The 26421-nt window shown below is 65.2% G+C and carries 22 protein-coding genes; 12 read left to right on the top strand and 10 right to left on the bottom strand.

What is annotated here, in order from left to right; genetic code table 11:
- Window positions 1-23 precede the first annotated feature (23 nt).
- The gene (rpsB, locus tag KYE46_RS10355; protein WP_219000547.1) at window positions 24-818 is read right to left on the bottom strand and encodes a 30S ribosomal protein S2; all 795 of its coding nucleotides are present in this window, start codon (window positions 816-818) and stop codon (window positions 24-26) included.
- Between the two features lie 316 nt (window positions 819-1134).
- On the opposite strand from rpsB, the gene KYE46_RS10350 reads away from it, so the two are divergent.
- From KYE46_RS10350 to KYE46_RS10340, 3 genes are all read left to right on the top strand, one after another.
- On the top strand, window positions 1135-2025 hold the full coding sequence (locus KYE46_RS10350) for a PfkB family carbohydrate kinase (RefSeq protein ID WP_219000546.1): 891 nt from the start codon (window positions 1135-1137) through the stop codon (window positions 2023-2025).
- Window positions 2022-2930 carry a pseudouridine-5'-phosphate glycosidase gene (locus KYE46_RS10345; RefSeq protein WP_219000545.1) on the top strand — a complete coding sequence of 303 codons (909 nt, stop codon included), beginning with the start codon at window positions 2022-2024 and terminating at the stop codon, window positions 2928-2930. Before KYE46_RS10350 ends, KYE46_RS10345 begins: the two co-directional genes overlap by 4 nt.
- Window positions 2931-3018: 88 nt before the next feature.
- Window positions 3019-3717: a DUF502 domain-containing protein gene (locus KYE46_RS10340; RefSeq protein ID WP_219000544.1), complete on the top strand. Its 699-nt coding sequence runs from the start codon at window positions 3019-3021 to the stop codon at window positions 3715-3717.
- Window positions 3718-3837: 120 nt separating this feature from the next.
- Here the strand turns inward: KYE46_RS10340 and KYE46_RS10335 are convergent, their stop codons facing one another.
- Window positions 3838-5646, bottom strand: a complete 1809-nt coding sequence (locus KYE46_RS10335) for an extracellular solute-binding protein (RefSeq protein WP_219000543.1) — start codon at window positions 5644-5646, stop codon at window positions 3838-3840.
- 284 nt (window positions 5647-5930) lie between these two features.
- Between KYE46_RS10335 and KYE46_RS10330 the strand changes: the two genes are divergently transcribed.
- From KYE46_RS10330 to KYE46_RS10320, 3 genes are all read left to right on the top strand, one after another.
- Window positions 5931-6716, top strand: a complete 786-nt coding sequence (locus KYE46_RS10330) for a 3-hydroxybutyrate dehydrogenase (protein ID WP_219000542.1) — start codon at window positions 5931-5933, stop codon at window positions 6714-6716.
- A gap of 65 nt (window positions 6717-6781) precedes the next feature.
- On the top strand, window positions 6782-7129 hold the full coding sequence (locus tag KYE46_RS10325) for a pentapeptide repeat-containing protein (protein ID WP_219000541.1): 348 nt from the start codon (window positions 6782-6784) through the stop codon (window positions 7127-7129).
- A gap of 67 nt (window positions 7130-7196) precedes the next feature.
- A complete protein-coding gene (locus KYE46_RS10320; protein WP_219000540.1) occupies window positions 7197-8225 on the top strand; it encodes a patatin-like phospholipase family protein in 1029 nt (342 codons plus the stop codon).
- A 10-nt stretch (window positions 8226-8235) separates the two neighbouring features.
- On the opposite strand, the gene KYE46_RS10315 is transcribed toward KYE46_RS10320, so the two are convergent.
- Window positions 8236-8862 carry a helix-turn-helix domain-containing protein gene (locus tag KYE46_RS10315; protein ID WP_219000539.1) on the bottom strand — a complete coding sequence of 209 codons (627 nt, stop codon included), beginning with the start codon at window positions 8860-8862 and terminating at the stop codon, window positions 8236-8238.
- 66 nt (window positions 8863-8928) lie between these two features.
- Here KYE46_RS10315 and KYE46_RS10310 point away from each other — a divergent pair, with 66 nt between their 5' ends.
- The 3 genes from KYE46_RS10310 (at window position 8929) to KYE46_RS10300 (ending at window position 12349) form a co-directional block, all read left to right on the top strand.
- A complete protein-coding gene (locus KYE46_RS10310) occupies window positions 8929-10362 on the top strand; it encodes a class I adenylate-forming enzyme family protein (RefSeq protein WP_219000538.1) in 1434 nt (477 codons plus the stop codon).
- Window positions 10359-11021, top strand: a complete 663-nt coding sequence (locus KYE46_RS10305) for a DsbA family oxidoreductase (RefSeq protein WP_219000537.1) — start codon at window positions 10359-10361, stop codon at window positions 11019-11021. Before KYE46_RS10310 ends, KYE46_RS10305 begins: the two co-directional genes overlap by 4 nt.
- 170 nt (window positions 11022-11191) lie before the next feature.
- Window positions 11192-12349, top strand: coding sequence for a multidrug effflux MFS transporter (locus tag KYE46_RS10300; protein ID WP_219005087.1), 1158 nt, complete (start codon window positions 11192-11194; stop codon window positions 12347-12349).
- A 15-nt stretch (window positions 12350-12364) separates the two neighbouring features.
- On the opposite strand, the gene KYE46_RS10295 is transcribed toward KYE46_RS10300, so the two are convergent.
- From KYE46_RS10295 to KYE46_RS10285, 3 genes are all read right to left on the bottom strand, one after another.
- Entirely contained in the window at window positions 12365-13135 is a 771-nt protein-coding gene (locus KYE46_RS10295) for a DUF2306 domain-containing protein (protein ID WP_219000536.1), read from the bottom strand.
- Between the two features lie 87 nt (window positions 13136-13222).
- Window positions 13223-16672, bottom strand: a complete 3450-nt coding sequence (mfd, locus tag KYE46_RS10290) for a transcription-repair coupling factor (protein WP_219000535.1) — start codon at window positions 16670-16672, stop codon at window positions 13223-13225.
- 42 nt (window positions 16673-16714) lie between these two features.
- Entirely contained in the window at window positions 16715-17275 is a 561-nt protein-coding gene (locus KYE46_RS10285; RefSeq protein ID WP_219000534.1) for a component of SufBCD complex, read from the bottom strand.
- 103 nt (window positions 17276-17378) lie between these two features.
- On the opposite strand from KYE46_RS10285, the gene hemB reads away from it, so the two are divergent.
- The 3 genes from hemB to KYE46_RS10270 all read left to right on the top strand — a co-directional run bounded on the left by hemB (window position 17379) and on the right by KYE46_RS10270 (window position 21747).
- Entirely contained in the window at window positions 17379-18377 is a 999-nt protein-coding gene (gene hemB / locus KYE46_RS10280) for a porphobilinogen synthase (RefSeq protein ID WP_219000533.1), read from the top strand.
- 155 nt (window positions 18378-18532) lie between these two features.
- Entirely contained in the window at window positions 18533-19108 is a 576-nt protein-coding gene (locus tag KYE46_RS10275; RefSeq protein WP_219000532.1) for a lipid-binding SYLF domain-containing protein, read from the top strand.
- Window positions 19109-19266: 158 nt separating this feature from the next.
- Window positions 19267-21747 carry a penicillin acylase family protein gene (locus KYE46_RS10270; RefSeq protein ID WP_219000531.1) on the top strand — a complete coding sequence of 827 codons (2481 nt, stop codon included), beginning with the start codon at window positions 19267-19269 and terminating at the stop codon, window positions 21745-21747.
- A gap of 47 nt (window positions 21748-21794) precedes the next feature.
- Here the strand turns inward: KYE46_RS10270 and hflX are convergent, their stop codons facing one another.
- The 4 genes from hflX to trkA form a co-directional block, all read right to left on the bottom strand.
- On the bottom strand, window positions 21795-23045 hold the full coding sequence (gene hflX, locus KYE46_RS10265) for a GTPase HflX (protein WP_219005086.1): 1251 nt from the start codon (window positions 23043-23045) through the stop codon (window positions 21795-21797).
- Window positions 23046-23098: 53 nt separating this feature from the next.
- Entirely contained in the window at window positions 23099-23332 is a 234-nt protein-coding gene (gene hfq / locus KYE46_RS10260; RefSeq protein ID WP_011455365.1) for an RNA chaperone Hfq, read from the bottom strand.
- Window positions 23333-23448: 116 nt separating this feature from the next.
- Window positions 23449-24966 (bottom strand): potassium transporter TrkG, encoded by a 1518-nt coding sequence (locus tag KYE46_RS10255; protein ID WP_219000530.1) that lies wholly within the window; start codon window positions 24964-24966, stop codon window positions 23449-23451.
- Between the two features lie 12 nt (window positions 24967-24978).
- Window positions 24979-26355: a Trk system potassium transporter TrkA gene (trkA, locus tag KYE46_RS10250; RefSeq protein ID WP_219000529.1), complete on the bottom strand. Its 1377-nt coding sequence runs from the start codon at window positions 26353-26355 to the stop codon at window positions 24979-24981.
- Window positions 26356-26421: the final 66 nt, after the last annotated feature.

The raw sequence follows: 26421 nt of genomic DNA, 5'->3' as shown, positions 1-26421 counted from the left end.
GTCAGTTCCGTGACGCTTGAGCCTCAGGCTTCGGCGGCAGGCGCTTCCTCGGCGGGTGCTTCTTCGGTGAGCGACTCTTCGACAGAGCCCTCTTCCAGCGCGCCAAGGTCGACACCGGCGGTCTCAAGCTGCGTGGACATGCCGTCCAGCGCCGCGCGGGAGATCAGGTCGCAGTAAAGCGCGATCGCACGGGCCGCGTCGTCGTTGCCGGGGATGATGTAGTCCACACCGTCGGGCGAGCAGTTGGTGTCGACCACGGCCACGACCGGGATGCCGAGCTTCTTGGCTTCGGCGATGGCGAGGTCTTCCTTGTTGACGTCGATCACGAAGATCAGGTCGGGAAGGCCGCCCATTTCGCGGATGCCGCCGAGCGAGGCCTGCAGTTTGATCTGGTCACGCTCCATGCCCAGACGCTCTTTCTTGGTCAGGCCTTCGAGCGAGCCGTCCGCCGTCTTCTCGTCGATCTCTTTCAGACGCGAGATGGAGTTGGACACGGTCTTCCAGTTGGTGAGCGTGCCGCCCAACCAACGGTGGTTCATGTAGTACTGGGCGCAGCGCTCGGCCGCGTCGGCGACGGGCTTCTGGGCCTGACGCTTGGTACCGACAAAGAGGATCCGGCCGCCCTTGGCGACGGTCTCGCGCACGACCTGAAGCGCTTGCTCCAGCATCGGGTGCGTCTGTGTCAGGTCGAGGATGTGGATGCCGTTACGCTCGCCGTAGATGAACTCGCCCATGCGGGGGTTCCAGCGTTGCGTCTGGTGGCCGAAGTGAACGCCAGCTTCAAGAAGCTGACGCATGGAGAAATCAGGAAGCGCCATGCCATATTCCTTTCCGGTTTGCGCGTAGGGCGAAGGATCAGAGGCGGATGCCTCAACCGGTGGACCTGATCCGGGGAATTTGCCCCGGGAGCCCGCCTTCGCCTGAGAAGTGAGCGCCTGTTAGGAGGTTTGGAGGTCTTGTGCAACCCCAAGAATGGCCGGGAGGGCTAGGCCGGGGGGAGGGACAGGGCGGTGCAGCGTCAATGCGCCGTAATTGAGGGCGCGACCGGGTGCGGGCGTTCCGTATGAGTTGTATTTGCCAAGATGAAGCAGGGAGCGTCTTGCGGGATCGCTGCCGTCAAGGCAAGAGGACCGGATGGAACACAGACCTGACATTCTTTGTATCGGCGCGGTGCTCTGGGACATCATCGGGCGCAGCGACGCGCCGATGGTGCTTGGAAACGACAAACCCGGCCAGATCACGCGGGTTCCCGGCGGTGTGGCATTGAACATCGCGATGACCCTGACGCGGTTCGGGCTGCGCCCGGCGCTGCTTTCTGTTGTGGGCGAGGATGCCGATGGCCAGCAGCTCCGCGCGGCCTGTGCCGAGATGGGGTTGGACGTGGCGCATATGCTCGTCGATCCGTCTCTGCCGACTGACCGCTACATGGCCATCGAAGCGCAGGGCGCGCTGATCGCGGCCATCGCCCATGCCCATTCGCTGGAGAAAGCAGGCGCGCGCATCCTTGCACCGCTGGCCGACGGGCGCTTGGCCGGTGAGGATGCGCCTTGGGCAGGGCCGGTGGCGCTCGATGGCAATCTGACAGAAGCGCTATTGCACGATATTGCGGAGAGCCCGCTTTTTGCCGAAGCTGATCTGCGCATTGCGCCTGCCTCGCCCGGCAAGGCGCTCCGCCTGCGGCCCCTGCTGTCGCATCCGCGTGCCACGATCTACGTCAACCGCGAGGAAGCGGGGCTTCTGACCGACAGCCACCCGGCCAATGCCGCCGCCGCCGCCGCCGCGCTGATCGAGGCGGGCGCCCGCCGCGTGCTCGTGACCGAAGGCGCGCAAATGGCCATCGACGCCTGCGCCGAGACGAGCCTTTCGGCCGTGCCGCCTGCCGTCGAGGCGCGCCGCATCACCGGGGCGGGCGACACTTTCATGGCAGCCCATATCGCCGCTGAAGTAGCCGGAAAATCGCGCGAAGACGCTTTGAATGCCGCGGTCGAGGCCGCAGCCACCTATGTCTCAGGAGACACATTATGACGCTTCCCCTCACGTTTTCGCCCGAGGTCACCGAAGCCCGCGCCAAGGGCCTGCCGCTCGTGGCGCTTGAATCGACGATCATCACCCACGGGATGCCCTACCCTCAGAACCTCGAGACCGCGCGCCAGGTGGAGGCGGATATCCGTGAGGCAGGCGCCGTGCCCGCGACCATCGCGATCATGGAAGGGCGGGTGCACATCGGTCTGACGGAGGATGAGCTCGAAGCACTGGCACAGGCCAAAGACGTCTCGAAGCTGAGCCGCGCGGATCTAGCCGCCTGCCTGGCCAACGGCGGGGTCGGCGCCACCACCGTGGCGGCCACGATGATCTGTGCGGCCCTGGCCGGGATCAAGGTCTTTGCGACCGGTGGGATCGGCGGCGTCCACAAAGGCGCCGAGGAAAGCTTCGACATCTCCGCCGACCTGCGCGAGCTGGCGCATACCCCCGTGTCCGTCATCGCTGCGGGCCCCAAGGCGATCCTCGACCTGCCCAAGACGCTTGAAGTGCTCGAGACATTGGGCGTACCGGTCTTCGCCTATGGCCAGGACGCGTTCCCCGCTTTCTGGAGCCGTGACAGCGGGCTGGCCGCGCCCCTGCGCGCCGACAGTGCCGCGCAGATTGCCAAGGCGCATCTGATGCGAGAGCGTCTCGGGCTGCCGGGAGGCCAGCTGGTCACGAACCCGATCCCCGAGGACGATGAGATCCCGGCCGCCACACTCGCGCCGCTGATCAAACAAGCGCAGGCCGAGGCTGATGCTCAAGGCATTTCCGGCAAGCAGGTGACACCGTTCCTGCTACAGCGCCTCTTCGAGCTGACCGACGGCGCGACGCTCACCTCGAACATCGCGCTGGTGCGCAACAACGCGCGCCTGGGCGCTGCCGTGGCACGTGAGATGCAACGTTAGATCAGGCCCGCGACTTGCCTGCAGACCCTGTCCAGCCTAGATAAATCAAAGCTTCGCCCCCGCCGCCTTATCGAGAGCCACCGCGCCCATGCAATTGCCCCAATCTCCGCCTCCGCCGCGCCGTGGCAGGTTCACCGCGATGCGGTCGAACTTCCTGACGGGATTGATCGTGATTGCCCCGATCGGCATCACCATCTGGCTGATCTGGACACTAACGGGCTGGATCGACTCCTGGGTGCTGCCCTTCATCCCCGATCGCTACAACCCCTCGCTCCTGATCAATGACTGGACGGGGATCCAGATCAACATCCGGGGCATCGGCGTGGTGTTGTTCCTCGTCTTCACCATGCTCGTGGGCTGGATCGCGAAGGGATTGATCGGCCGTTCGATGATCCGTTGGGCAGAAAGCCTCGTGCTGTCGATCCCGATGGTGCGAACGGTCTACTCGGGCCTGAAACAGATCGCAGAGACGATCCTCCAGCAAGGCCAACAGAACTTCGACAAGGCCTGCCTCGTGGAATATCCGCGCAAGGGCATCTGGGCGATTGCCTTCATCTCGACCTCGGCGAAGGGCGAAATCGCCAAGCGCGCGCCCGAGGACATGGTCTCGGTGTTCTTGCCGACGACGCCAAACCCAACCTCGGGCTTTCTGCTCTTCGTGCCGGTCAAGGACACCATTGTGCTCGACATGACGGTGGAGGACGCGGCCAAACTGATCATCTCTGCCGGTCTGGTCTATCCCAACGGTCAGGATCCCACGCAACCGCCCCTGCCCCCCCCCGCCTGATCCAGGCACGAGCCAAAACAAAAAAGGCGGCCCGCATGACGGACCGCCCTTCTTCATCTTTTCTCAAATACGGCGGCGGGTTTGGGGGGCTGGCCCCCCAAGAACAACGCGCCCCATCCGTTACTCTTCCTCAACCCACCAGACGTCAGGCTGCCAGCCGATCCAGTCGCCGTAGATCGGGATATAGTCCGGATAGTTCAGCTCCGCATCATAGGCGATGCGGCTGATCGGGTTGTGGTGGAACGGAACAACGTAGCGCCCCGAGATCAGGATCCGGTCCAAGGCGCGCACGGCGGCGCGGTAATCTTCCTGCGAGGACGCGTTCAGCATCTCGTCGATCATCGCCTCGATGGCCGGGTTGCAGCCCCCGTGCAGGTTGCGCCCGCCATCGACGAGGCCCGCCTCACAACCCCAATAGTTGCGCTGCTCGTTGCCGGGGCTGAGCGACAGGCCCCACCGGTAGTAGATCATGTCGTAGTCGTAGACGTCCCGACGCTCCCGGAACTGGGCGCTGTCGACACGGGTCACGGTCACGTCGATGCCGAGCCGTTCCAGCGCCTCGGTGTAGATGTTGGTGATCGCGTCGTTCTCGGAGCTGCCGGTCTGCAGCAGGATCTCGAAAGTCACGGGGCCGTCGGGGCCGGTCATGACACCTTCTTCGATGGTGTATCCGGCGTCCTCCATCAGGGCGATGGCGGTGCGGATGCCGTCACGGTTGCGCGCCGAGCCGTCCGATACCGGCAAGGCATAGCCTTCGATCGCTCCGGGGAGGAGTTCGGCCTCGAAGGGCTCGAGCAATTCCAGCACGCGGCCCTCTGCCGGTCCCGGCTCCATGGCGAGGGGGGAGTTCGAGAAGGGCGAGGTGATCCGGGGGTCGACGCCGCCATTTACCGTGGCGTTAATGAACTCGAAGTTGAAGGCCTGGATCATCGCCTCGCGCACACGCCAGTCCATGAACAGCGGGCGCCGCGTATTCATCACGTAGCCGGTCATGCCGGACGGACGCTGGTGCGGGATCTCGGCGAGGATGACCTCTCCGGCCTGCACGCGGGGGAAATCGTAATCGTTGGCCCAGGCCTGCGCCGAAGTTTCGCGCTGCGTGGTCACGATGCCGCTGGTGAAGGCCTCTGTCATCGCGGTGCCGTCGGCGAAGAACTCCATCCGGATCTCGTCGATGACGTTGGTGCCGCGCCGGAACGGCAGGTCGGCGCCCCAGTAATCCGGGTTGCGGGTCAGCGAGACATAACGCCCGGCCTCGAAATCACTCACCACGTAGGGCGCGGTAGAGATCGGGATCACGTCGAGCCCGGATTCGAGAAAATCATTCTCCTCCCATTGGTCCGCTTTCAGGATCGGACGCAGTCCCATGATCATCGCCAGCTCGCGGTCGGGCTCCGCGAGGGTGATACGCACGGAGCGCTCTCCGGTGGCCTCGATACCGTCGACCCGGCCCCATGCCCCCAGGTACCGGGGATGGCCTTCCGTCCCCAGTGTCTCGAACGACCAGATCACATCCTCGACCGTGACAGGGCTGCCGTCGGAGAACCGCGCCTCTTCCCGCAGGACGAATTCGACCGAGAGGTTGTCCTCCGCAATGTCCACCGATTCGGCTAATAACCCGTAAAGGGTGAACGGCTCATCCCAGGAACGCCCGAGGAGCGATTCGTAGGTGAGGAACCGCAATTGCCACGGTGTGGAGCCTTGGCGGATATGGGGGTTCAGACTGTCGAAGCTGCCCACCTCACCGGTAACAATCCGCCCTCCGGTGGGGGCGTCGGGGTTGGCATAAGGGAGATGCGTGAAGTCAGCGGGTAGCGCCGGTTCCCCATACATGGCCACACCATGTTGTGGGTCGGCTAGGCCCGCGGTGCCAAGGCTCAGACCTAGCACAAGCGACAGCGCGCATTTCTTGAAACAATTCGTCGACATTTGCGAACAATCCTCCGGCGGCTCGATATCGTTAACGCTGACGCTATCGGGCGCGGCGATGGGGCGCAAACTTTTCAGTTGGACTCCGGCCAAGTCATTGCTTATAAAGAACTCACTGCTCGATAGGTTTCTTGCCTGTATGAAACCTGCCTCAATGACTTAGCCCTGGCCTTGTGCCAGGGTTTTTTTTGGCCAGAAGCGAGCCTCTCCAGCCCCGCCCCCTGTTCATTTCGCGCTTGCAGCATTAGCTTATTTCTCAACGCGTGTTACAGGAGCAAGCCCCCATGGCCATCATCACAGACATGTCCGGCAAGACCGCCGTGATCACCGGTTCGAACTCTGGCATCGGATTGGGAATCGCCCGGGAATTGGCCCGCGCCGGCGCCGACGTCGTGCTCAATTCCTTTACCGATAACAAGGAGGATCACGAGCTTGCGCAGGAAATCGCCGATGAGCATGGCGTAAGCGCGCGCTACATCCAGGCCGACATGTCCAAAGGCGATGACGCCCGCGCGCTGATCGAGAAATCAGGGCGCTGCGATATCCTGATCAACAACGCCGGTATCCAGCACGTCGCCCCGATCGACGAGTTCCCGACCGCCAAGTGGGACGCGATCATCGCCATCAACCTCTCTTCCGCCTTCCACACCACCGCCGCCGCCCTGCCAATGATGCGCAAGGCCGGCTGGGGCCGGGTCATCAACATCGCCTCCGCCCATGGCCTGACGGCTTCGCCCTACAAATCTGCCTATATCGCCGCCAAGCACGGCATCGTCGGCATGACCAAGACCGTCGCGTTGGAGACGGCGCAGGAGCCGATCACCGCGAACGCCATCTGTCCGGGCTACGTGCTGACGCCTTTGGTGGAATCGCAGATCCCCGACACGATGCGCGAGTACGACATGTCGCGCGAGGACGTGATCAAGAACGTCATGCTCAAGCGTCAGCCGTCGAAGGAATTCGCGACGACCGAGCAGATGGGCGGCACCGTGGCGTTCCTCTGCTCTCCGGCGGCCGATCAGATCACCGGCACGACGATCAGCGTCGACGGTGGCTGGACGGCCCTCTGAACGCTCGGGCCGTGCCTTGGGCGCGGCCCGGACACAACAACCCCGAGAGGCCGGAGGCTCTTCCCATGTCCGATCAATCCGACGTCGCCCGCGACAAGCTGGAGATACGCAATATGTATCTCTGCGGCTCCACCTTCACCTCGGTGAGCCTGAAGGACGCCGAGTTCCGCGAGGTGCATCTGATGGGCGCGCTCATCGATGATGCGAACGCGGCGGGCCTGCGGGCGCAAAACGTCAACTTCTCCGGGGCCTCGTTCGAGGACGTCGACCTGTCCGGCGCCACCATCACGGCGGCCAACCTCGAAAACCTTGCGATTACCAGTGCCGATGTGACCGGCATGACCATCGACGGGATCAACGTCGCGGACCTTCTCGAGCTCTGGTCCAAGATCCACGGCGACGAAGACCCGTGACGGCCCGCCGCCCTGCCCTACATCCAAGCTACGCGCCGTTTCGGACGGCCCAGAACAGGACGTTTCCATGATCAAGAAGATCAATCTCGCGCTGCAAGGCGGCGGCGCTCATGGCGCCTATACCTGGGGCGTGCTGGAGACCCTGCTGGCGGAGCCGGAGATCGAGATCGCGGCAATGTCGGGCACCTCGGCCGGGGCGCTCAACGGCTCGGCGGTGAAATCGGGGCTCGCGCAAGGCTCTCGCGATCTGGCGATCGAGAACCTCGCCGAGGTCTGGGAACAGGTTGGCGCCATCACTGACGAGCGCCTCGCCCCCTGGCTCAACATGTTCTCGCCGCAGGGGGTCAGCGCGATGCTCGAAACCTCCCTGCCCTTTCTTGCCGGAGATGCCTATTCCCGCTCCGTCAGCCCCTATGCGACCGGCCCCTTCTACCGCAATCCGCTAGAGCCCATCGTCTCCACCTTCAACTTCGAGGCGATCTGCTCCGACAAGGGGCCTGCGTTCTTCATCTGCGCCACCAATGTCCGCTCGGGCAAGATCCGGATTTTCACCAAAGAGGAAATCTCAGACCGTGCGATCATGGCCTCCGCCTGCCTGCCCACGATGTTCCGCGCGGTCGAGATCGAGAGCCCCAACACTGGCGAGGTAGAGGCCTACTGGGACGGTGGCTATACCGGCAACCCGGCGCTTTTTCCCCTGTTCGACAAGGACTTGCCGCGCGACATCGTGGTGGTGAACATCAACCCGCTCTACCGCGAGGAAGTGCCGAAGACGGCGCGGGCGATCCAGAACCGGATCAACGAGATCAGCTTCAACACCTCGCTCTTGCGCGAGTTGCGGGCCATCGATTTCGTGCAGCGCCTGCTGCACCGGGATATGATCGGGGGCGATGCATTCAAGGATGTGCTGCTCCACATGATCGCCGACGACGATTTGATGCGGCAACTCTCCGTCGCGACGAAGGTCATCGCGACGCCGCAGGTGATGCACCAGTTGCGCACGGCCGGTCAGCAGGCGGCCGAGCGTTTCCTGCGCACGTCGATCGATCATATCGGAGAGGACAGCACCCTCGACCTGCGCGCGATGTTCGAATAGCCGCGCGCGCTCAGGCCAGCGAGGTCACCCAGAGGATCGTCGCGTCGTCGTCCGAGATCGACACCACGTTATGGCCCATGGCTGCGTCGTAATAGGCGCTGTCGCCCCGCACCATCTCGACCGGCTGGTAGAACTCGGTGAAAAGACGAATGGCGCCGGTGAGGACGTAGAGAAACTCCTCGCCCTCGTGCCGCACCCATCCGTCGAACTCGTCGAACGACCGCGCCCTGATGCGGGCGCGGTAGGGCAGCATGGATTTCTGCACCAGTTGGTCGGCCAGCAACTCATGCTCGTAGGTCGTGGTCGCATGGGCCGCGCCCTCGCCCCGCTTGGTGGTGACCATCCGACCTCCGCCCTGCGGCGTGGCCGAAGGGGTGAAGAGCTGCGGCACCGAGATGCCAAGCCCCCCGGCCAGCTTCTTGAGCGCATCGTAGGTCGGCGACATCTGCCCGTTTTCGATCTTCGAGAGCGTCGAGCGCGCCAACCCGGCTTGGTTCGCGGCTTGCTCCAAGGTCCAGGCCCTTTCCTTGCGCAGCTCGCGCACCCGCGCGGCGAGATCGACCGGCAAGGGCGCGGTCTCTTCCCCCGAGGCGCGGGCGAGACGGATGAGGCTCGGGCTGTCTGACGGTAGGCTCATACCGCGTGCGATAGCGCACAGATGTGGCCGCTTGCAACCTGCGTCGTGGTCTCATACGCCCCTTACATGCAATGTCCCGACCGATTTAACCTCTCCTCCTACGTGTTGAGCGCCGCAGAGCGCACGCCGGACAAGATCGCCCTCGCGATCCTCGGGCCGTCGCGGTCGGAGCGGTGGTCCTTCGCGCGCCTGGAAGAGGCCGTGTCGCGGGCCGCAGGCGGCTTGATTGCGGCGGGGTTGCGCCCCGGAGACCGCTTGATGCTGCGCTTGGGAAACTCGGCGCGGTTTCCCATCGCATACCTTGGCGCGATCCGCGCGGGCATCGTGCCGATCCCGACCTCGGCCGCTTTCACGAGCCGCGAAGTGACCGCTCTGACGGGGTCGCTTCCCCCCGATGCTGTGCTGGCCGAAGAGGGCATCGCCCTGCCCGAGGTCGCCTGCCCCGTCCTGTCGCCCGAGGTGCTGGACGGGCCTCTGCATCCTGTCCACGACTCCGGCGCCGATGATCTGGCCTATATCGTTTTCACCTCCGGCTCCTCCGGTCGGCCCAAGGCCGTGGCCCATGCGCATCGGGCGGTCTGGGCACGACGGATGATGTGGGATGGGTGGTACGGGCTGCGCGAGGATGATCGCGTGATGCATACCGGCGCGTTCAACTGGACCTATACGCTCGGCACCGGCTTGCTGGACCCCTGGGCCATCGGCGCGACGGCGCTGGTTCCGGCCCCCGGCGTCGCGCCGGAGAGCCTTGCGCTGTTGGCCAAGCGCCACGACGCGAGCATCCTTGCGGGCAGCCCGGGGATCTTTCGCAAGCTCCTGCGCGCGCCGCTGCCGCCGATGCCGAAGCTGCGCCACGCGCTCAGCGCGGGCGAGGCCCTGCCCCCCGCGCTGCGCGATCGTTGGCGCGTGGCCACCAACACCGACATTCACGAGGCCCTTGGCATGTCCGAGGTCTCGACCTTCATCTCCGGCTCACCGACGCGCCCGGCACCGGATGGCGCCACGGGCTACCCGCAGGAGGGGCGTCAGATCGCTGTCCATGACGGGTGCCTCTCAATCCACGGCAGCGATCCCGGCCTGATGCTCGGCTACATCGATGGAGACACGCCGAAGCTGCCGCTGACAGAGGGCTGGTTTCGCACCAGTGACCGGGTGGAGCAGGCCGAGGACGGCGCGGTACGCTACCTCGGGCGGGCTGACGATATCCTGACGGCGGGCGGTTTCCGGATCGCCCCTCTGGAGATCGAGCAGGTCTTCGAGAGCCTTGAAGGCGTGACCGATTGCGCGGCCCTCACGCTGCAGCCGAACCCCGAGACCACCATTCTCGCCCTTGTCTATAGCGGCGATGCGCGCGAGGATCGGCTGCACGCCCATGCCAGCCCCCTCCTCGCCCGCCACAAACAACCCCGTGCCTATCTGCGCATGGATAGCCTGCCCCGTGGGGCCAATGGTAAATTGAACCGAGCCGCCCTGAAGGCGGCAGCGAAGGACATGATATGATCAAGCTCGACATCCTCTCCGACCCGATCTGCCCGTGGTGCTACATCGGCTGGTCCAACCTCGCGCGGGCCATGGAGGCGCGGCCGAACCACCCTTTCACCATCGAATGGCACCCGTTCCAGTTGAACCCGGACATGCCTGAAGGCGGCATGGACCGTCGCGCCTATCTGGAGGGCAAATTCGGCGGCAAGGAGGCGGCCGTCAAAGCCTATGCGCCGGTCGCGCAGAAGGCCGAGGAAGCCGGGCTGAAGATCAACCTCGGCGATATCAAGCGCACCCCCAACACCCGCGACGCCCATCGGCTGATCCACTGGGCCGGTATCGAGGGGCGGCAGACGCCGACGGTTCTGGCCCTCTTCCGCGCCTATTTCGTGGAGGGTCGCGACATCGGGGACCGCGAGACGCTTCTGGATATCGCCGAGAGCGTCGATCTGGACCGCGCGATGATCGCCAAACTGTATGAGAGCGGCGCGGATGCGGAAGACATCATGGCCCGCGATGCCCATGCCCGCGAGCGCGGCGTGCAAGCTGTTCCGACCTTCATCGTCGCCAACCAGCACGCAGTTCCCGGCGCGCAGCCGCCCGAGCAATGGGAGGCCATCATCGACGATCTGAACGCGCAGATCGAGAAAATGGAGCAGAAAGAAAGCAGCGGCTAGGCACCGGCCTCGCACCGACCCGACGGGCAGCGAAGCTGCCCGCAGACCCTCGCTTTTATCCCGGTGTTCCTGTGACGGTGAAAACCGCCTCGCAGGACGCCCTCTCCGGAGATCCTTCCTTGCCCAAAGCCCCCACCGCCCGGCTTTCCTCGGGCGAATTCATCGCCCTCATGGGGATGCTTTTCGCATCCATCGCCTTCTCGATGGACTCGATGCTGCCCGCCCTGCCGCAGATCGCGGAGGAACTCAGCCCGCAGGACGTGACGCTCGCGCAGTTGGTCCTGACGAGCTTCATCATCGGCATGGGCATCGGCACGCTCTTCGCCGGCCCCCTGTCGGACCGCTTCGGGCGCAAGAAGGTGATTTTCGCAGGCTCCTGCATTTACGTGGCGGGCGCTTTGCTTGCCTGGCAGGCACCGACGCTGGAACTTCTTCTGGCCGCGCGCGTCCTTCAGGGCTTGGGCGTGGCGGGGCCGCGCATCGTCTCCATGGCGTTGATCCGGGACCTCTATACCGGGCGCGAGATGGCGCGGATCACCTCCTTCGTGATGCTGGTCTTCACCATCTTCCCGGCCATCGCACCCCTGATCGGCTATGGCATCATCTCGCTCTTCGATTGGCGCGCGATCTTCCTCGCCTTCGTCCTTTTCGCCTTCATCTCCGTAGGCTGGCTGATCCTGCGCCAGCCCGAGACCTTGCCGCCCGAAAGCCGCAGGCCTCTCAACCTGGGCAAGCTCTGGGAAGGCATGGTCGAGACGCTCTCGGTGCGGCAGATGCAGCTTTCGATCCTCGTTCAGGCGCTGATCTACGCGATGCTGTTCGCCTGCCTCTCATCGATCCAGCAGATTTTCGATCTGACCTACGGCATGGGTGAATGGTTCCACTGGCTGTTCGCGGCCATCGCGCTTCTGACGGCCCCCTGCGCGCCGATCAACGGACGGCTGGTGGTGCGGATCGGGATGCGCCCCATCGTCAGCCGCGCGCTGTTCACGCAGGTCGCCGCCACGGCCCTTTTCGTGGCCGCCCTCATGCTCGGGACCGCGCCAGAGACCGAGGTGTGGATCTACTTCGTCTGGACGGTGAGCGTCTTCATGGTGATGGGCTTCACCATCGGCAACCTCAATGCTCTGGCGCTTGAGCCCTTGGGCCATGTGGCCGGGCTCGCCGCCTCGATCATGGGATCGCTCAGCACGATCGCAGGGGCGCTTATCGGCGGGCTGATCGGGCAGCTCTACGAGGGCACGGCTCTGCCTCTGGCGATTGGCGTAGCGGTGCTGGCAGGCATCGGCGGTCTGATCATGCTGCGCATGCCGCGCGAGCGTGTCTGACGCCGCGCGGCCGCCCTATTCGGCCGGGGCGGGCGAGAGCGATTGCCGCTCGGCCTTTACCTGATTGCGCCACCACCAGGCGACAACCAGCACATTTGGCACCCAACAGGTCCACCCGAGGTAGGGGAAGACCACGTCCATGTCCCAGAAAATGCGCAGCAGCGGTAGCTGCAATCGGAACGAGACCGCCCCGAAGCTGAGTGCGGCCATCATCACCATCCAACGCTGGTGCAACACGAGCTTCCGCTTCCGGATCGCCCAGATGCCCATAACCAGCGCGCTGAACCACGCGACCGAGCCAAGCGCGAAGCCCAGTTCCGACCAGAACGGCAGGCGCATGTTGAAGCTGATCGGCGGTGTGGTCAGCGCCGCGATGGTCACGATCGGCACCAGCGCCCACCCCAGATAGATGTGCTTGCGCCGGTCACCCCGGCGCCACATGCGGCTGACCTGGATCGGCACGAGGCAGACGGCAAGCCCGCCAAAGATCATGTGTACGGCCAGCGTCGTGCCGACGTTCTCGATATGATAGGCAACGTGATCCGCGCCCCGCTCGATCCCCTCGACAACGAAGCCCATCCACGTGGCCTCGACGCCCTCGCCCCAATTGCCGAAGACGCCGTAGAAAAGGCCCGGCGGAATGAACTTGAAGGCAGAGGCCGCCGAGATGAAGGAGAAGACGAGGAAGGCAATCCAGCCCCACTTGGGGATCTGGCGCGGCGGCTCGCGCCGGGCCGCTGCAGTCTCTGGCGCGGCGGTTGTCTTGGTGGGGGCGGTATCTGACATCGGGTCGAAATCCTGTAGATGACGTCGCGCTTTCGCACGCCTTCTACAGCGCGTGCCCTGCTCCCGCAATGCGCACGATCCGCCGCGCTACCCCTTCGCGAAAACCGCCAGATCGCGGGCGATGGCGAAGGCGCCCTTGATCTTGTCGGCGTCCTTGGGCCAATCGGCCATGACGACGATCTTGTTGTCCTTGACCTTCGCGCGGCCGTTCTGGTCCTGCACGAATTGCACGAGACCGCCGGGGTTCGGGAACTTGTCGTTGTGGAACTGGATCGTGACCCCCTTGGGGCCGGCGTCCAGCTTGGCGATATGGGCACGCTTGCACATCGCCTTGATGCGCACGACCAGCAGGAGCGTGTTGACCTCCTTGGGCAGCTTGCCGAAGCGGTCGATCAGCTCTGCGGCGAAGCCCTCGAGATCCACCTTCGTCTCGAGCTGCGACAGGCGCCGGTAGAGGCCAAGGCGCACGTCGAGGTCGGGGACGTAATCCTCGGGGATCAGCACCGGCACGCCAAGGTTGATCGTCGGCGACCATTGGCCGTCGCTGTCGCCCAGAAGCCCCTCGCCCTCGCCGGAGCGGATCTTGGCAATCGCCTCCTCCAGCATCGACTGGTAGAGCTCGAAGCCCACCTCCTTGACGTGGCCGGACTGCTCCTCGCCCACGATGTTGCCCGCGCCGCGGATGTCGAGGTCCTGGCTGGCGATGGTGAAGCCCGCGCCGAGGCTGTCGAGGCTCCCCAGAACCCGCAGTCTCTTCTCGGCCGACGTCGTCAGCTTGCCGCGCGGCTTGGTGGTGAGATAGGCGTAAGCCCTTGTTTTCGCACGCCCGACCCGGCCCCGGATCTGGTAAAGCTGCGCCAGACCGAACATGTCGGCACGGTGGATGATCATCGTGTTGGCGGTCGGAATATCGATGCCGGATTCCACGATGGTCGTCGCCAGAAGCACGTCGTATTTGCCGTCGTAGAACGCGTTCATGCGGTCGTCCAACTCGCCCGCCGCCATCTGGCCATGGGCCACGACATAGGTCACCTCCGGCACGTGATCGCGCAGGAATTCCTCGATTTCGGGCAGATCCTGGATGCGCGGCACCACGTAGAAGCTCTGCCCGCCGCGGTAGTGTTCGCGCAGGAGCGCCTCGCGGATCGTGACGGTATCGAATTCGGACACATAGGTGCGGATCGCCAGCCGGTCGACGGGCGGCGTGCCGATCATCGACAGGTCACGCACGCCCGAAAGAGACATCTGCAAAGTCCGCGGGATCGGCGTGGCCGAGAGCGTCAGAACGTGAACGTCCGAGCGCATCTCCTTCAGGCGTTCCTTGTGGGTGACGCCAAAGCGCTGCTCTTCGTCGATGATCATCAGCCCGAGGTTCTGGATCCGCACATTCTTGGCGAGGATCGCATGGGTGCCGATCACGATGTCGACGGAGCCGTCGGCCAGCCCCTTGCGGGTCTGCTCGGCCTCCTTGGCAGGGACGAAGCGCGAGAGTTGCCGCACGGTGATCGGGAAGCCGCGGAAGCGGTCCTGGAAGGTCTTGGCGTGCTGGCGCGCGAGCAGCGTCGTGGGCGCCACGACCGCCACCTGCATCCCGCTGGCCGCCGCCACGAAGGCCGCGCGCATGGCCACCTCGGTCTTGCCGAAGCCCACGTCGCCCACCACCAGCCGGTCCATCGGGCGGCCGAGGGTCATGTCATCGAGCACGTCGGCAATGGCGGACAGCTGGTCGTCGGTCTCCTCGTAGGGGAAGCGCGCGTTGAAGGCCTCCCACATGTCGCCCGGCGGCTCGAAGATCGGGGCCTTGCGCAGCTCGCGCTCGGCGGCGATGCGGATCAGCTTGTCCGCGATTAGGCGGATACGCTCCTTCAGGCGGGCCTTCTTGGCCTGCCATGCGCCGCCGCCGAGCTTGTCGAGCAACCCGTCATCGTGGCCATAACGCGACAGAAGCTCGATGTTCTCCACCGGCAGGAACAGCCGGTCGCCGCCGGCATATTCCAGCGCGATGCATTCGTGCGGCGCGCCGGCGGCGGTGACGGTCTCGAGCCCCTTGTAGCGCCCGACGCCGTGGTCGACATGCACCACGAGATCACCGGGGCTGAGGCTCTGCGCCTCGGTCAGGTAATTGTCGGCGCGCTTGACCTTGCGCTTGGGGCGGATGAGCCGATCACCCAGAACGTCCTGCTCGGAGATCACGGTGACAGCGCCGCCCGCCACGGGGCCGGTGAAGCCCTCCTCCAGCGGCCAGACGGTGAGGTTCACGCTGCCCGCCCCGCCGATGCCGCGCGCATCGTTAACGCGGTTAACCTCGGTCAGGCCCTCATCTTCCATCAGCCCTTCCAGACGCTCGCGCGCGCCCTCGGACCAGGAGGCGATGACAACGGCACTGTCCTTGCGCATCGTCCGCACGTGATCCGCCAAGGCACCGAAAAGGCTGAGGTTTTCCTGCTGACGCTCGGGCGCGAAGCTGCGGCCGACGCGGCCGCCTGCGTCGATGATACCGGGACCGGGAGCCGCCGCGTTGACCGAGAACTGAACGACCCTGTGACCCTCCACCGCCGCCTTCCAAGCCGCGTCATCAAGATAGAGAAGGCCCGGCGGCGCGGGCTTGTATACGGTATCGAGCCGTCCCTTCTGGGTCAGCGCCGTCTTGCGGGTGTCATATTGGTCGGTGATGCTCTCCCACCGCGCGAGGCGCTGCGGCGTGGATTGATCGTCAAGCGTGACCGTTGCACCGGGGAGGTAATCGAACAGCGTCTCCAGCCGCTCGTGGTAGAAGGGCAGCCAATGCTCCATCCCCTGCGCCTTGCGGCCCGCGGTCACCGCCTCGTAGAGCGGATCGTCCGAGCCACCGGCGCCGAACTCGACGCGGTAATTCTGCCGGAAGCGCGCGATGGCGGCCTCGTCGAGGATGACTTCGGAGACCGGCGCAAGCTCGACGCGGTCCATCTTCTCGGTGGTCCGCTGCGAGACCACGTCAAAGCGCCGCGCCCCGTCGAGCGTGTCGCCGAACAGATCGAGCCGAACCGGGCTTTCCTCGCCCGGCGGCCAGACGTCGATGATCCCGCCGCGCACAGCGTAATCGCCCGGCTCTGCCACTGTGGGCGATTGCACGTAGCCCATCCGCACGAGGAAGGCGCGCAGGGCGTTTTCGTCCACCCGGCCTCCGACGGTCGCCACGAAAGCGGAGGAGGCCAGCAGATCGCGCGGCGGCACCCTCTGGGTCGCGGCGTTGAGCGTGGTGAGCAGGATGAACGGCCCCGAGAGCCCTGCCGCCAGCGTCGCGAGGGTCGCCATGCGGGCCGCGGAAATTTCGGCCTGCGGTGACACGCGGTCGTAGGGCAGGCAATCCCATCCGGGAAATTCCAATACCGGCACGGAAGGATCGAAGAAGGCCAGCGCCGTGGCCATCGCGCGCAGACGCTTGTCGTCGCGCGCCACGTGAACCACGGGCCCGCCCTTGGCCGCTTCGGCAAGCACAAGGGTGGCGTCGAAACCCTCAGGCGCCCCGCCGCATAGAATTTGAGTTTGATCAGCCATGGATCGCCTCAGCTACGCCGCTTGGCGCTCAAGTCAAGGTCGCTACCCCAAGGGGCCGACATTAACGTTTTGATACATGCCCCAGAATGCGGTGATGAAGATGAACACGACGCCCAGAAGCTGCACGATCAACCGGTGCTGGCGCAGCATCTGCGAAACATGCTGGTAATCATCCGCCTTCAGCCTCTGAGAGGTCCAGACCGCGAGCGCCACCACGATCATCGAGGGGCAGAGAAGCAGGAAGATTGCCTGACAGAATTCCACCCCGTAGCCCCATCCGGTGATTGCCAGACCGGTGAGCAGGAAGGTCGAGAATGCCGTGGCAAATATGCCGGAGGTCTCGGAATAGGCGACGTTGCGCTCTGCGTTCATCCGGGCCAGCACCAGCATGTCGGCCTCGGCCTGGGGATCGCCACGCCTGGCGCGCGCCACGAGGCTGAAGGGCACGCCCACGGTCCAATGGCTCAGCGACGACCACAGAATGGCCAGGACGATCCAATACCACAGGTTCGAAAACGACCTGAGATTGATCACTTCGGTAAGCAGGTCGAGGAAGTCCAATGGCAGATCCAGTAAGCAGGCGGGCGGAATTTCGCGCACCATATGCGCGGCTTTTGCCAGATGCTAGCCCCGGGGCGTTGCGCTTGCGCGGGCAGCGTTGCCGTGGCACCTCTGTCGCATCTGAAAGCCCTGAAAGCCCTTGCCCATGAGTGTGAACCAAGCCCCGTTTCCGCGAACCCGTTTCCGTCGCACACGCGCCTCTGCGCCGCTGCGCAACCTGGTGCGCGAGAGCAGCCTTTCGGTCCACGATCTGATCTGGCCGGTTTTCGTTTGCGCCGGCACGAACGAGCGGCAAACCATCGGCTCGATGCCGGGAGTGGAGCGGCTTTCGGTCGATTTGCTGGTGGCCGCCGCGCGCGAAGCGGCGGGCCTCGGCATCCCGGCGATCTGCATCTTTCCCTATACCGACCCGGCCCTGAAGACCGAGCTTTGCGAAGAGGCCTGGAACCCGGACAACCTCTCCAACCGCGCGATCAGCGCGATCCGCGATGCGGGCATCGATATTGCGATCATGACCGATATCGCGCTCGACCCCTACAACATCAACGGACACGACGGGATCGTGCGCGACGGGGTGATCGTGAATGACGAAACCGTGGAGGCACTGGTGAAGATGGGTCTCGCGCAGGCCCGCGCGGGCGCCGATATCCTCGGGCCCTCCGACATGATGGACGGCCGCATCGGCGCGCTCCGCGCCATGCTGGAGGACGAGGGCCATCCCAATGTGACGATCATGTCCTACGCCGCGAAGTTCGCCAGCGCGTTTTACGGGCCGTTCCGCGATGCCGTCGGCGCCTCGGGCGCATTGAAGGGGGACAAGAAGACATACCAGATCGATCCGCTCAACGCGCGCGAGGCGCTGCGCTGCGTGGAGCGCGACCTGAGCGAGGGCGCGGACATGGTGATGGTCAAACCCGGTATGCCCTATCTCGACCTTTGCCGGCAGGTGAAAGACCGCTTCGGCGCACCGACCTTCGCTTATCAGGTGAGCGGTGAATACGCGATGATCGAGGCGGCGGCTCAGAACAATTGGGTCGACGGCGAAAAGGTGATGCTGGAGAGCCTGATGTCGTTCCGGCGTGCGGGATGCGACGGGGTGCTGACCTATTTCGCGCCGCGTGTGGCGAAGATCCTCAACGATTAGACGCCGCTCCTGCCTTGCCTCCGCGGAGCAATCGGCGAAAACCCGCAAGGACAGGGGTTTCGCGGATGACACCACGGGCGTTTCGGCGTAATCTTGCCGCCAAGGATCGGGGCACGAAGTCCCGGCGATAGCAGTGATATAGGCAAGGCATTCCCATGGCAGATGGTCTCTCTACTCCTACGATTTCCCGGCGTTCCCTTTTGCTCGGCGCAGGCGCGGCGCCGCTTCTGGCCGCTTGCGGCAACCCCCTCGGCAACGCCAATGGCCCGCGCATCGACAGTCGCGTGGATGCGGCGCTCGAGTTCATGCAGCAAGAAGTCCCCGGCACCTCCGACCTGATCAATCAGGCCTCGGGCATGCTGGTGATGCCGCTGATCTCCGAGGCGGGCTTCGGCTTTGGCGGCAGCTACGGGCGCGGCGCCCTGCGCGTGGGCGGCGCCACGGTGGACTATTACTCCGCCGTCTCGGGCAGCTTCGGGCTCCAGATCGGGGCGCAGCAATATGCCCACACCCTGTTTTTCATGACCCCGCAATCGCTGGCCGAATTCCGCGGCTCCGTCGGCTGGTCCGTCGGCGCGGACGTGCGTTATGCGGTCAACACGAACGCGGGCAACCTCGGGTTCGACACCGCCACGCTGGCCGAACCGGTCATCGCGGTGATCTACGGCCAGGCGGGCCTGATCATCGGCGCGACGCTCGACGGCACGCGCTACACCCGCATCATTCCCTGACCTGACAGGGCCGCGGCACGCCTTGGGCGCCTGCCGCGGCTCCCGCCGTCTCGCCGGCATGGTTTCGCCTGTCGCCATTGCGGCAGAGCCCGCTGCAAGGTAGATGCAGTCGGGCCGCGTTTGCGACTCTCCTACCCGAGCGAAGGGCTGTTTGGCTGATGATGACACTCCTGCGATGGCTGACGCGCCTTGTCGGCGTGGGTATCGCCGTGGTCGTGCTGATCGGCAGCGTCTTCTACTGGATGGCGGGCCGCTCGATCCCTGATTACGACGCAGATTGGACCGTCCCCGGCCTCAACGGTCAGGTCGAGATCGTGCGCAACACGGCCGCCGTGCCGCACATCTTCGCGCTTACGGATCATGACGCCTACTTCGGGCTCGGCTTCAGCCATGCGCAGGACCGACTGTGGCAGATGCTCCTGCTGCGCCGGCAGGGACAGGGCCGGTTGTCCGAGATTTTCGGGCGGCGCACGCTGGAGGTCGACGACCTCATGCGCCGGTTGGATCTGGATGGCTACGCCAGCCGCTCCCTCCCCGCCTATTCCGATGAAAGTCGCGCGATCCTGCAGGCTTACGCCGATGGTGTGAACGCGTGGCTGCGCCTTGTGGGGACCGAGGCGCTTGGCCGCGGCGCACCGGAACTGTTCCTGTTCGAGCCCGAAATCGCGCCGTGGCGGCCCAACGACTCCGTGCTGATCTCGTTGCTGATGGCACTGCAGATGACCACGCAACATGAGAGTGAGATCCTGCGGGCGCGGGCCTCCCTCGCGCTGCCTGATCCCGCGCGCATCACCGATCTGATGCCCGATGCGCCCGGCAACGGCGCGGCGGAGCTGGGCGATTTTGCCAGCCTGCTCGACCTGCCCCGCCGGATGTTTGCCGAGGTCGAGGGCGCAGGCGCCCCGCGCGACCCGCTTCATCCCAACGCCCAGGGCTTGAACCGCGGCGGCGCCTCCAACGTCTGGGCCGCCACCCCGGCGCGATCGGCGGCAGGTGGGGCGCTGATGGCCACCGATCCCCACGTGCCCCTGACCGCGCCGTCGCAATGGTATCTGGCGCGGTTGGAGCTGGCGACGGGCGCCGTGATCGGGGCCACGATCCCTGGCATGCCGAACATCATCAACGGCCGATCCGAGCGGCTGAGTTGGGGCCTGACCGCCGCCTATATGGATGATGTCGACCTCTATATCGAAGAGGTGAACCCGCAGAACCCGACGCAGTACCGGACCCCCGATGGATGGGCGGATTTCGAGACCCGGCGCGAGATCATCGAGATCGCGGACGAGGCACCGATCACCATCACCCTGCGCGAGACCGTCAATGGACCGGTCATCCCCGGCCGCCATTGGAACGCGGGCTCCGTGACCCCCGCCGGTCACGTGATGTCGATGCGCTGGACCGCGCTTACCGATGAGAATACCACGATCCAGGCCGGCCTCCGCCTGATGCGCGCGCGCAGCATCGAAGAGGCGCTGGAGAGCGGCGAGGATCACGTCGCCCCCGCCGCCAACCTGATGCTGGCCGCCGAGGATGGGCGCATCGCCATGCAGGTCGTCGGCCACATGCCGTGGCGGCTGAACGAGCATGAGACCCAGGCCCGCATGCCATCTCGCGGGTGGGTGGAGGGCAACCTCTGGCAAGGCACGACGCAGTATTTCGCCAATCCGACCTTCGAGGACCCCGAAAGCGGCGTGCTCGGCAATACCAACAACAAGATGGTGGAGCGCGCCTTCCCGCTTCACGTCAGCTTCAACTGGGGCGACACGCAGCGCATCCAGCGTCTGGGCCGGTTGATGGAAGCGCGCGAGGTCCATACCCGCGACAGCTTCATCGGCGCGCAGCTCGATACCGTCTCTCCCGCCGCGCGCAATCTCTTGCCTCTGGTTGCCCGCGATCTCTGGTTCACCGGCCAGCCCGCCGCCATCGGCACGACCGAACGCCTGCGCCAACGCGCGTTGGAGTTGCTGGCCGACTGGAACGGCGAGATGAACGAACATCTGCCAGAGCCTCTTATCTTCGCCGCCTGGATGCGCGCCCTGCAGCATCGGCTCATCCGTGACGATATCGGCCCCTTGGCCGAGGAGTTCTGGCAGGTGGAGCCCGTGTTCCTCGAGCGTGTCTTCCGCAACATCGGCGGCGCCTCTGAATGGTGCGACGTGCGCCCTTCCAACGCGGTCGAGACCTGCAACGAGATCGCCGAGCTGGCGCTGGACGAGGCCCTGCAGGAGCTTTCGGAGTCCTACGGGAGTGACATCGAAAGCTGGCGCTGGGGCGCGGCCCATGAGGCCGTCCACGAGCACCCGGTTCTGGGGGAGACCCGGTTCTTCTCGTGGATCGTGAACATCCGCCAAGCGACCTCGGGCGGAGATTTCACCCTCAACCGTGCCGCCACGCCCGGTCGCGGGCCGGAGCCCTATATCAACACCCACGGCGCGGGCTATCGCGGCGTCTACGACTTCGCAGACCCCGACAGCTCGGTCTTCATCATCTCAACCGGGCAATCCGGCCATCCCTTCAGTCGCCACTACGACGACATGGGAGAGCTATGGCGGCGCGGTGAATACGTGCCGATGACGCTGGATCCGGAGCTTGCGCGGGCCGCGAACCTTGGCATCACCGTGCTGTCCCCCGCACGATGAGCCGCAGTCTGCGGGATATTTCTTGAGAAAAGACTAACCGCGCGCGGTCAGAGCGCCCGGAAGGCTTTCTGCTGGCGCGCGGTCCACAGAACGGTCAGCTCGGTGCTGTCCTGACCGGGGGTCTCGTCCTCCACCACGCCCTGCTCGAACAGCCAAGCCCGCTTGCGCCCCTCGCTGTGCGACAGGGTCAAAACGCTCTGCGTGCGCGGCGGTGAGAGGGCCTCTGAGACGGCGGCGAGCATTTCTTCCATGCCCTGCCCCGTCAGCGCCGAGGTGGCGAAGATGGCGTCGTTGCGGTCCGCCTCGGTCTGGCGCGCCTCCTGCGTCGCAGGATCGAGCAGGTCGAGCTTGTTCCAGACCTCCAGCTGAGCCGATTGGTCCGAGACGCCCAAATCGGCAAGGATCGTATGCACGTCCTCGGCCTGCTCGGCGCTTTGCGGGTGGCTGATGTCGCGCACATGGACGATCAGGTCAGCGTCCAGAACCTCTTCCAGCGTCGCCCGGAAGGCCGCAACCAGCTGCGTCGGCAGATCGCTGATGAAGCCCACCGTGTCCGACAGGATCACGTCGGTGCCATCGGGCAGCGTCACGGCGCGCATGGTCGGGTCCAGGGTGGCGAAGAGCATGTCTTTCGCCATCACGTCCGCGCCCGTCAAGCGGTTGAAAAGCGTCGATTTTCCGGCGTTTGTGTAGCCCACCAGCGCCACGATCGGATAGGGCACCTTGGCCCGCGCGGAGCGGTGCAGCGCGCGGGTTTTCACCACCTTGGCAAGCTGCCGTTTGATCCGGGTCACCGCCTCGTCGATGGCGCGGCGGTCGGCCTCGATCTGGGTCTCGCCGGGGCCGCCGACGAAGCCGAGCCCGCCCCGCTGACGCTCGAGGTGGGTCCAGGCCCGCACCAGCCGCGTGCGCTGGTAGGACAGGGCCGCCAGTTCGACCTGCAACACGCCCTCGCGGGTCGCGGCGCGGTCGGCAAAGATCTCGAGGATGAGGCCGGTGCGGTCGAGCACCTTGCAGCCCCATTCCTTCTCCAGATTGCGCTGCTGCACAGGCGTCACGGGACCGTCGACGAGCACCAAACCGATGTCCATCGCCTCGATCAGATCGTGCAATTCCTTGATCTTGCCGGTGCCGAACAACAGACCCGGCTGCGCGCGCGGCAATCGCACCACCTGCGCGTCCACAACTTCCAAGTCAGGCAAGGCCGCAGCCAACGCCACGGCCTCGTCCAACGCGAATTCGGGCGCGCGGCGATCACGGTCGGACTTGATATCTGGATGCAGGACAAGCGCCCGCATCGGGCCTTTCCCAAGGTCCCCGTCTCCGACATCGGTGGCGCGGTTATCGGCGCTCACTCTTCCCCGTCGTAAAGGCTGATGGGTTGTGCTGGCATGACGGTCGAAATCGCATGCTTGTAGACCAGTTGCGACTGTCCATCGCGGCGCAGCAAGACGCAGAAGTTATCGAACCACGTGATCACACCTTGCAGCTTCACGCCGTTGATCAGGAAGATTGTCACTGGAACTTTGGTCTTGCGAACGTGATTCAGGAACGCATCCTGCAGGTTCTGTTTATTTTCGGCCATTTATTCGTACGCCCTGTTGGTGTTTTTTTCCCCGAGGTTCTGCTCGGTTACTTCACGTGCCTACGCACTATGGAGGCGATTCCTGCGGATTTCCACCCCCAGAGGTTGACAAGCCTTCAATCGCGCCAAAAGCCGGGGTTCAGCAGGGCGATCAGGACAAGGGTCTCGATCCGGCCGACGATCATCGCGGCGGCGCAGATCAGCTTCGCGGCATCGGTCAGGGTGAAGTAATCGATCGGGCGCGCGCCTGCGACCGAGGCCAGCGGCCCCGTCGTCGTCAGGCTGGAAATGGCAAGAACCGTGGCCGCCTCGAAGTCCAGCCCGGTGGCCGCCAGCCCCACCATGACCACGGCAATGCTGAGCACCAGCAGCATGAAGACGACCCAGGCGATATAGGCGCCTTCACGGCGGATGCGGCGGCCAAGGCGCCCTGCCCCGGCGACGGAGTTGGGGTAAATCAGTTTGCCCATCTCGCGCACGCCATGCTTATAGAGCGCATAGACCCGCAAGAGCTTCACGCCGCCGGTCGTCGTGGCCACGCCGCCGCCCATCAGGACCAGTCCGACAAGCAGAAGCCCCGGCGTCTGCAGGCCCGACCAGGTGCGGGCATCGACCCAGGCTTCGCTGACCCATCCCGTCGTGGTCAGGAACGACAGGACGGTGAACACCGCTCCCCAAAGCGCCGAGAGCGCCGCCTGCCCGTCGGAGAGGTCATCGACCTCCAGCGCGCCGACCCAATGGCGCATGAAGAGAAGCGTCGGCACCACGACGGTGGCAAAAAGCGCGAGGCGGATTTCACGGTCACGGGTCAGACGCTCGCGGAATTCACGGCCAAAGCCGCTGGAGTAGGTGCGCCGCGACAGGGCGAAGAGGAAGAAAAAGAAGATCAGCACTTCGCCCACGAAGCCCGGGGGGCGCGATTCCAACCCGGTGCCGGGGCTGATCCCTGAGGTTGCGAGGGTCGACATGGCGTGGATCGCCGCGACCAGCGGCGTCTCGCCCGAAGCGGCCAGCCCCACGGCGAGCACGACGGTCAGCCCGGCATAGATCGGCGTCAGCCGCATCGCGTGTTTTCGCAACCTCTCGGACGCGCCCGCCGCGCGCATCTGTCCGCGCGCGTTGACGATCTTGCCCTGCACCGTCGCCTCGGACGTCACCTCGTAGCCGCCGAGGTTCAGGGGTGCCAGCACCGCGAAGGCCGTGATCCAGATCAGCAGGCCGCCGAACCAGCCCACGAGCCCGCGCCACAGATGCACCGAGGGCGCCAGACGCATCGGCTCGAACACCTCCGCGCCGGTGGTGGTCAGCGCCGAGACCATATCGAGGTAGACGTTGACGAAGCGCGTGTTGCCCACCGCCTGATCCATCGGCAGGGCCAGCACCAGCGGCAGCCAGAGGTAGGCGAGAAAGAGCGAGGCCAGATGGCTCCGCTCAGACGGTGGCCGGCGCGGCGTCTGACAGGCAAAGCCCACCAGCATGGCCGAGATCAGGACCATCAGCCCCGAATAGAGAAACGCGCGCCCGGTCTCGAAATCCTGGCTTACGGTTGCCACGACCGCCGGCACCATCATCGCCCCCCCCGCGAGGAAGATCAGGATCGCGAAGAAGGGGAGGTTTCGGAAATAGGCAACCATCGTGCAGCGGGCTCAGAAGAAATCGATGGAAACTTGCAGCAAGGCCTCCACCGCTGGCACATCCTTGGTCAACGAGAAGATCATCACCGCGTCGCCTTCCTCGATCCTTGTGGCACCGGTGGGCCGCAGGACCTTCTTGCCGCGCTGCACCGCTCCCAGAAGCGCGCCTTCCGGGAAGTCGATGTCGCGGATCGCCTTGCCCGCCATGGGCGAGGTCGAGAGCACCTGCGCCTCGATCACCTCGGCCTCGGCGTCTCCGATGGAATAGACCCCGCGCACCCGTCCGTGACGGATGTGGCGCAGGATCGAACTGACCGTGGTCGAGCGGGGGTTTACATAGGCGTCGATGCCCAGGGGCGACATCAGCGGCACCAGGGTCGGATCGTTGACGAGGCTGATCGCCATACCCGCCCCGGCCGATTTGCCCCGGACGGAGGCCAGCATGTTGGTCTTGTCGTCATCGGTGAGCGACAGCACCACGTCGGCACGCTCGATCCCCGCTTCGCGCAGCAGGTCGATATCAAGCCCGTCACCATGGAGCACGATGGTCCGCTCCAGCGCGTCGGCGGCGCGTTCGGCGCGGGCCCGGTTCGCCTCGATCACCCGCGTGCGCATCCGCGTTGCCGCCTTCTCCAGCCGCGAGGCCACCGCCAGACCGACATTGCCGCCGCCGATGATCACGATCCGCCCGGGCATGGCGCGGGTCTTGCCGAAAATCTCGAGCGCGCGCGCGACGTCGTCGGAATGGCTGACCACGTAGATCTGGTCGCCTGCGAACATCTGATCCCCCGGCTCGGGCGCGAAAAGCGTGCTGTCGCGACGGATGCCCACCACGATGGCGCGCAGGGTCGAGAACAATTCCGACAGCTGCTTCAGCGGCGTGCCGAGCACCGGACAATCCTCGTCCAGCTCGATCCCCATCAGTTGCACCGCGTCGTCGAAGAAGCTCTCGGTGTCGAAGGTCGACGGCGATGCGATGCGGTTCAGGACGGCCTCGGCCACCTCCTTCTCCGGCGAGATCACCACGTCGATGGGCAGGTGATCGCGGCGGTAGAGGTCGCTGTAGATCGTGTCGAGGTAGCTTTGCGCCCGCAGCCGGGCGATCTTGCGCGGGACGGCGAAAACGGAATGGGCCACTTGGCAGGTGACCATGTTGACCTCGTCCGAGAAGGTCGCCGCGATCACCATATCGGCGTCGCGCGCCCCGGCGCGGTCCAGCACATCGGGATGGCTCGCAAAGCCCGTCAGGCCTTTCACGTCGAGCGTATCCGTGGCGCGCCGCACCAGATCGGCGTTGTTGTCCACGACGGTTACGTCGTTGTTTTCCGAGGAAAGGTGCCGCGCGATCTGCCAGCCGACCTGACCCGCGCCACAGATGATGACCTTCATACCAAGGCTCCGCCCTATGCGCCGCTCAAGGGACGCTTTGCTCCTTCCCGTCTAACGGGAAAGGCC

The organism is Gymnodinialimonas ceratoperidinii (assembly GCF_019297855.1).
In the GTDB taxonomy this organism is placed as follows: domain Bacteria; phylum Pseudomonadota; class Alphaproteobacteria; order Rhodobacterales; family Rhodobacteraceae; genus Gymnodinialimonas; species Gymnodinialimonas ceratoperidinii.
This window is presented reverse-complemented; position numbering and strand designations above follow the sequence as displayed.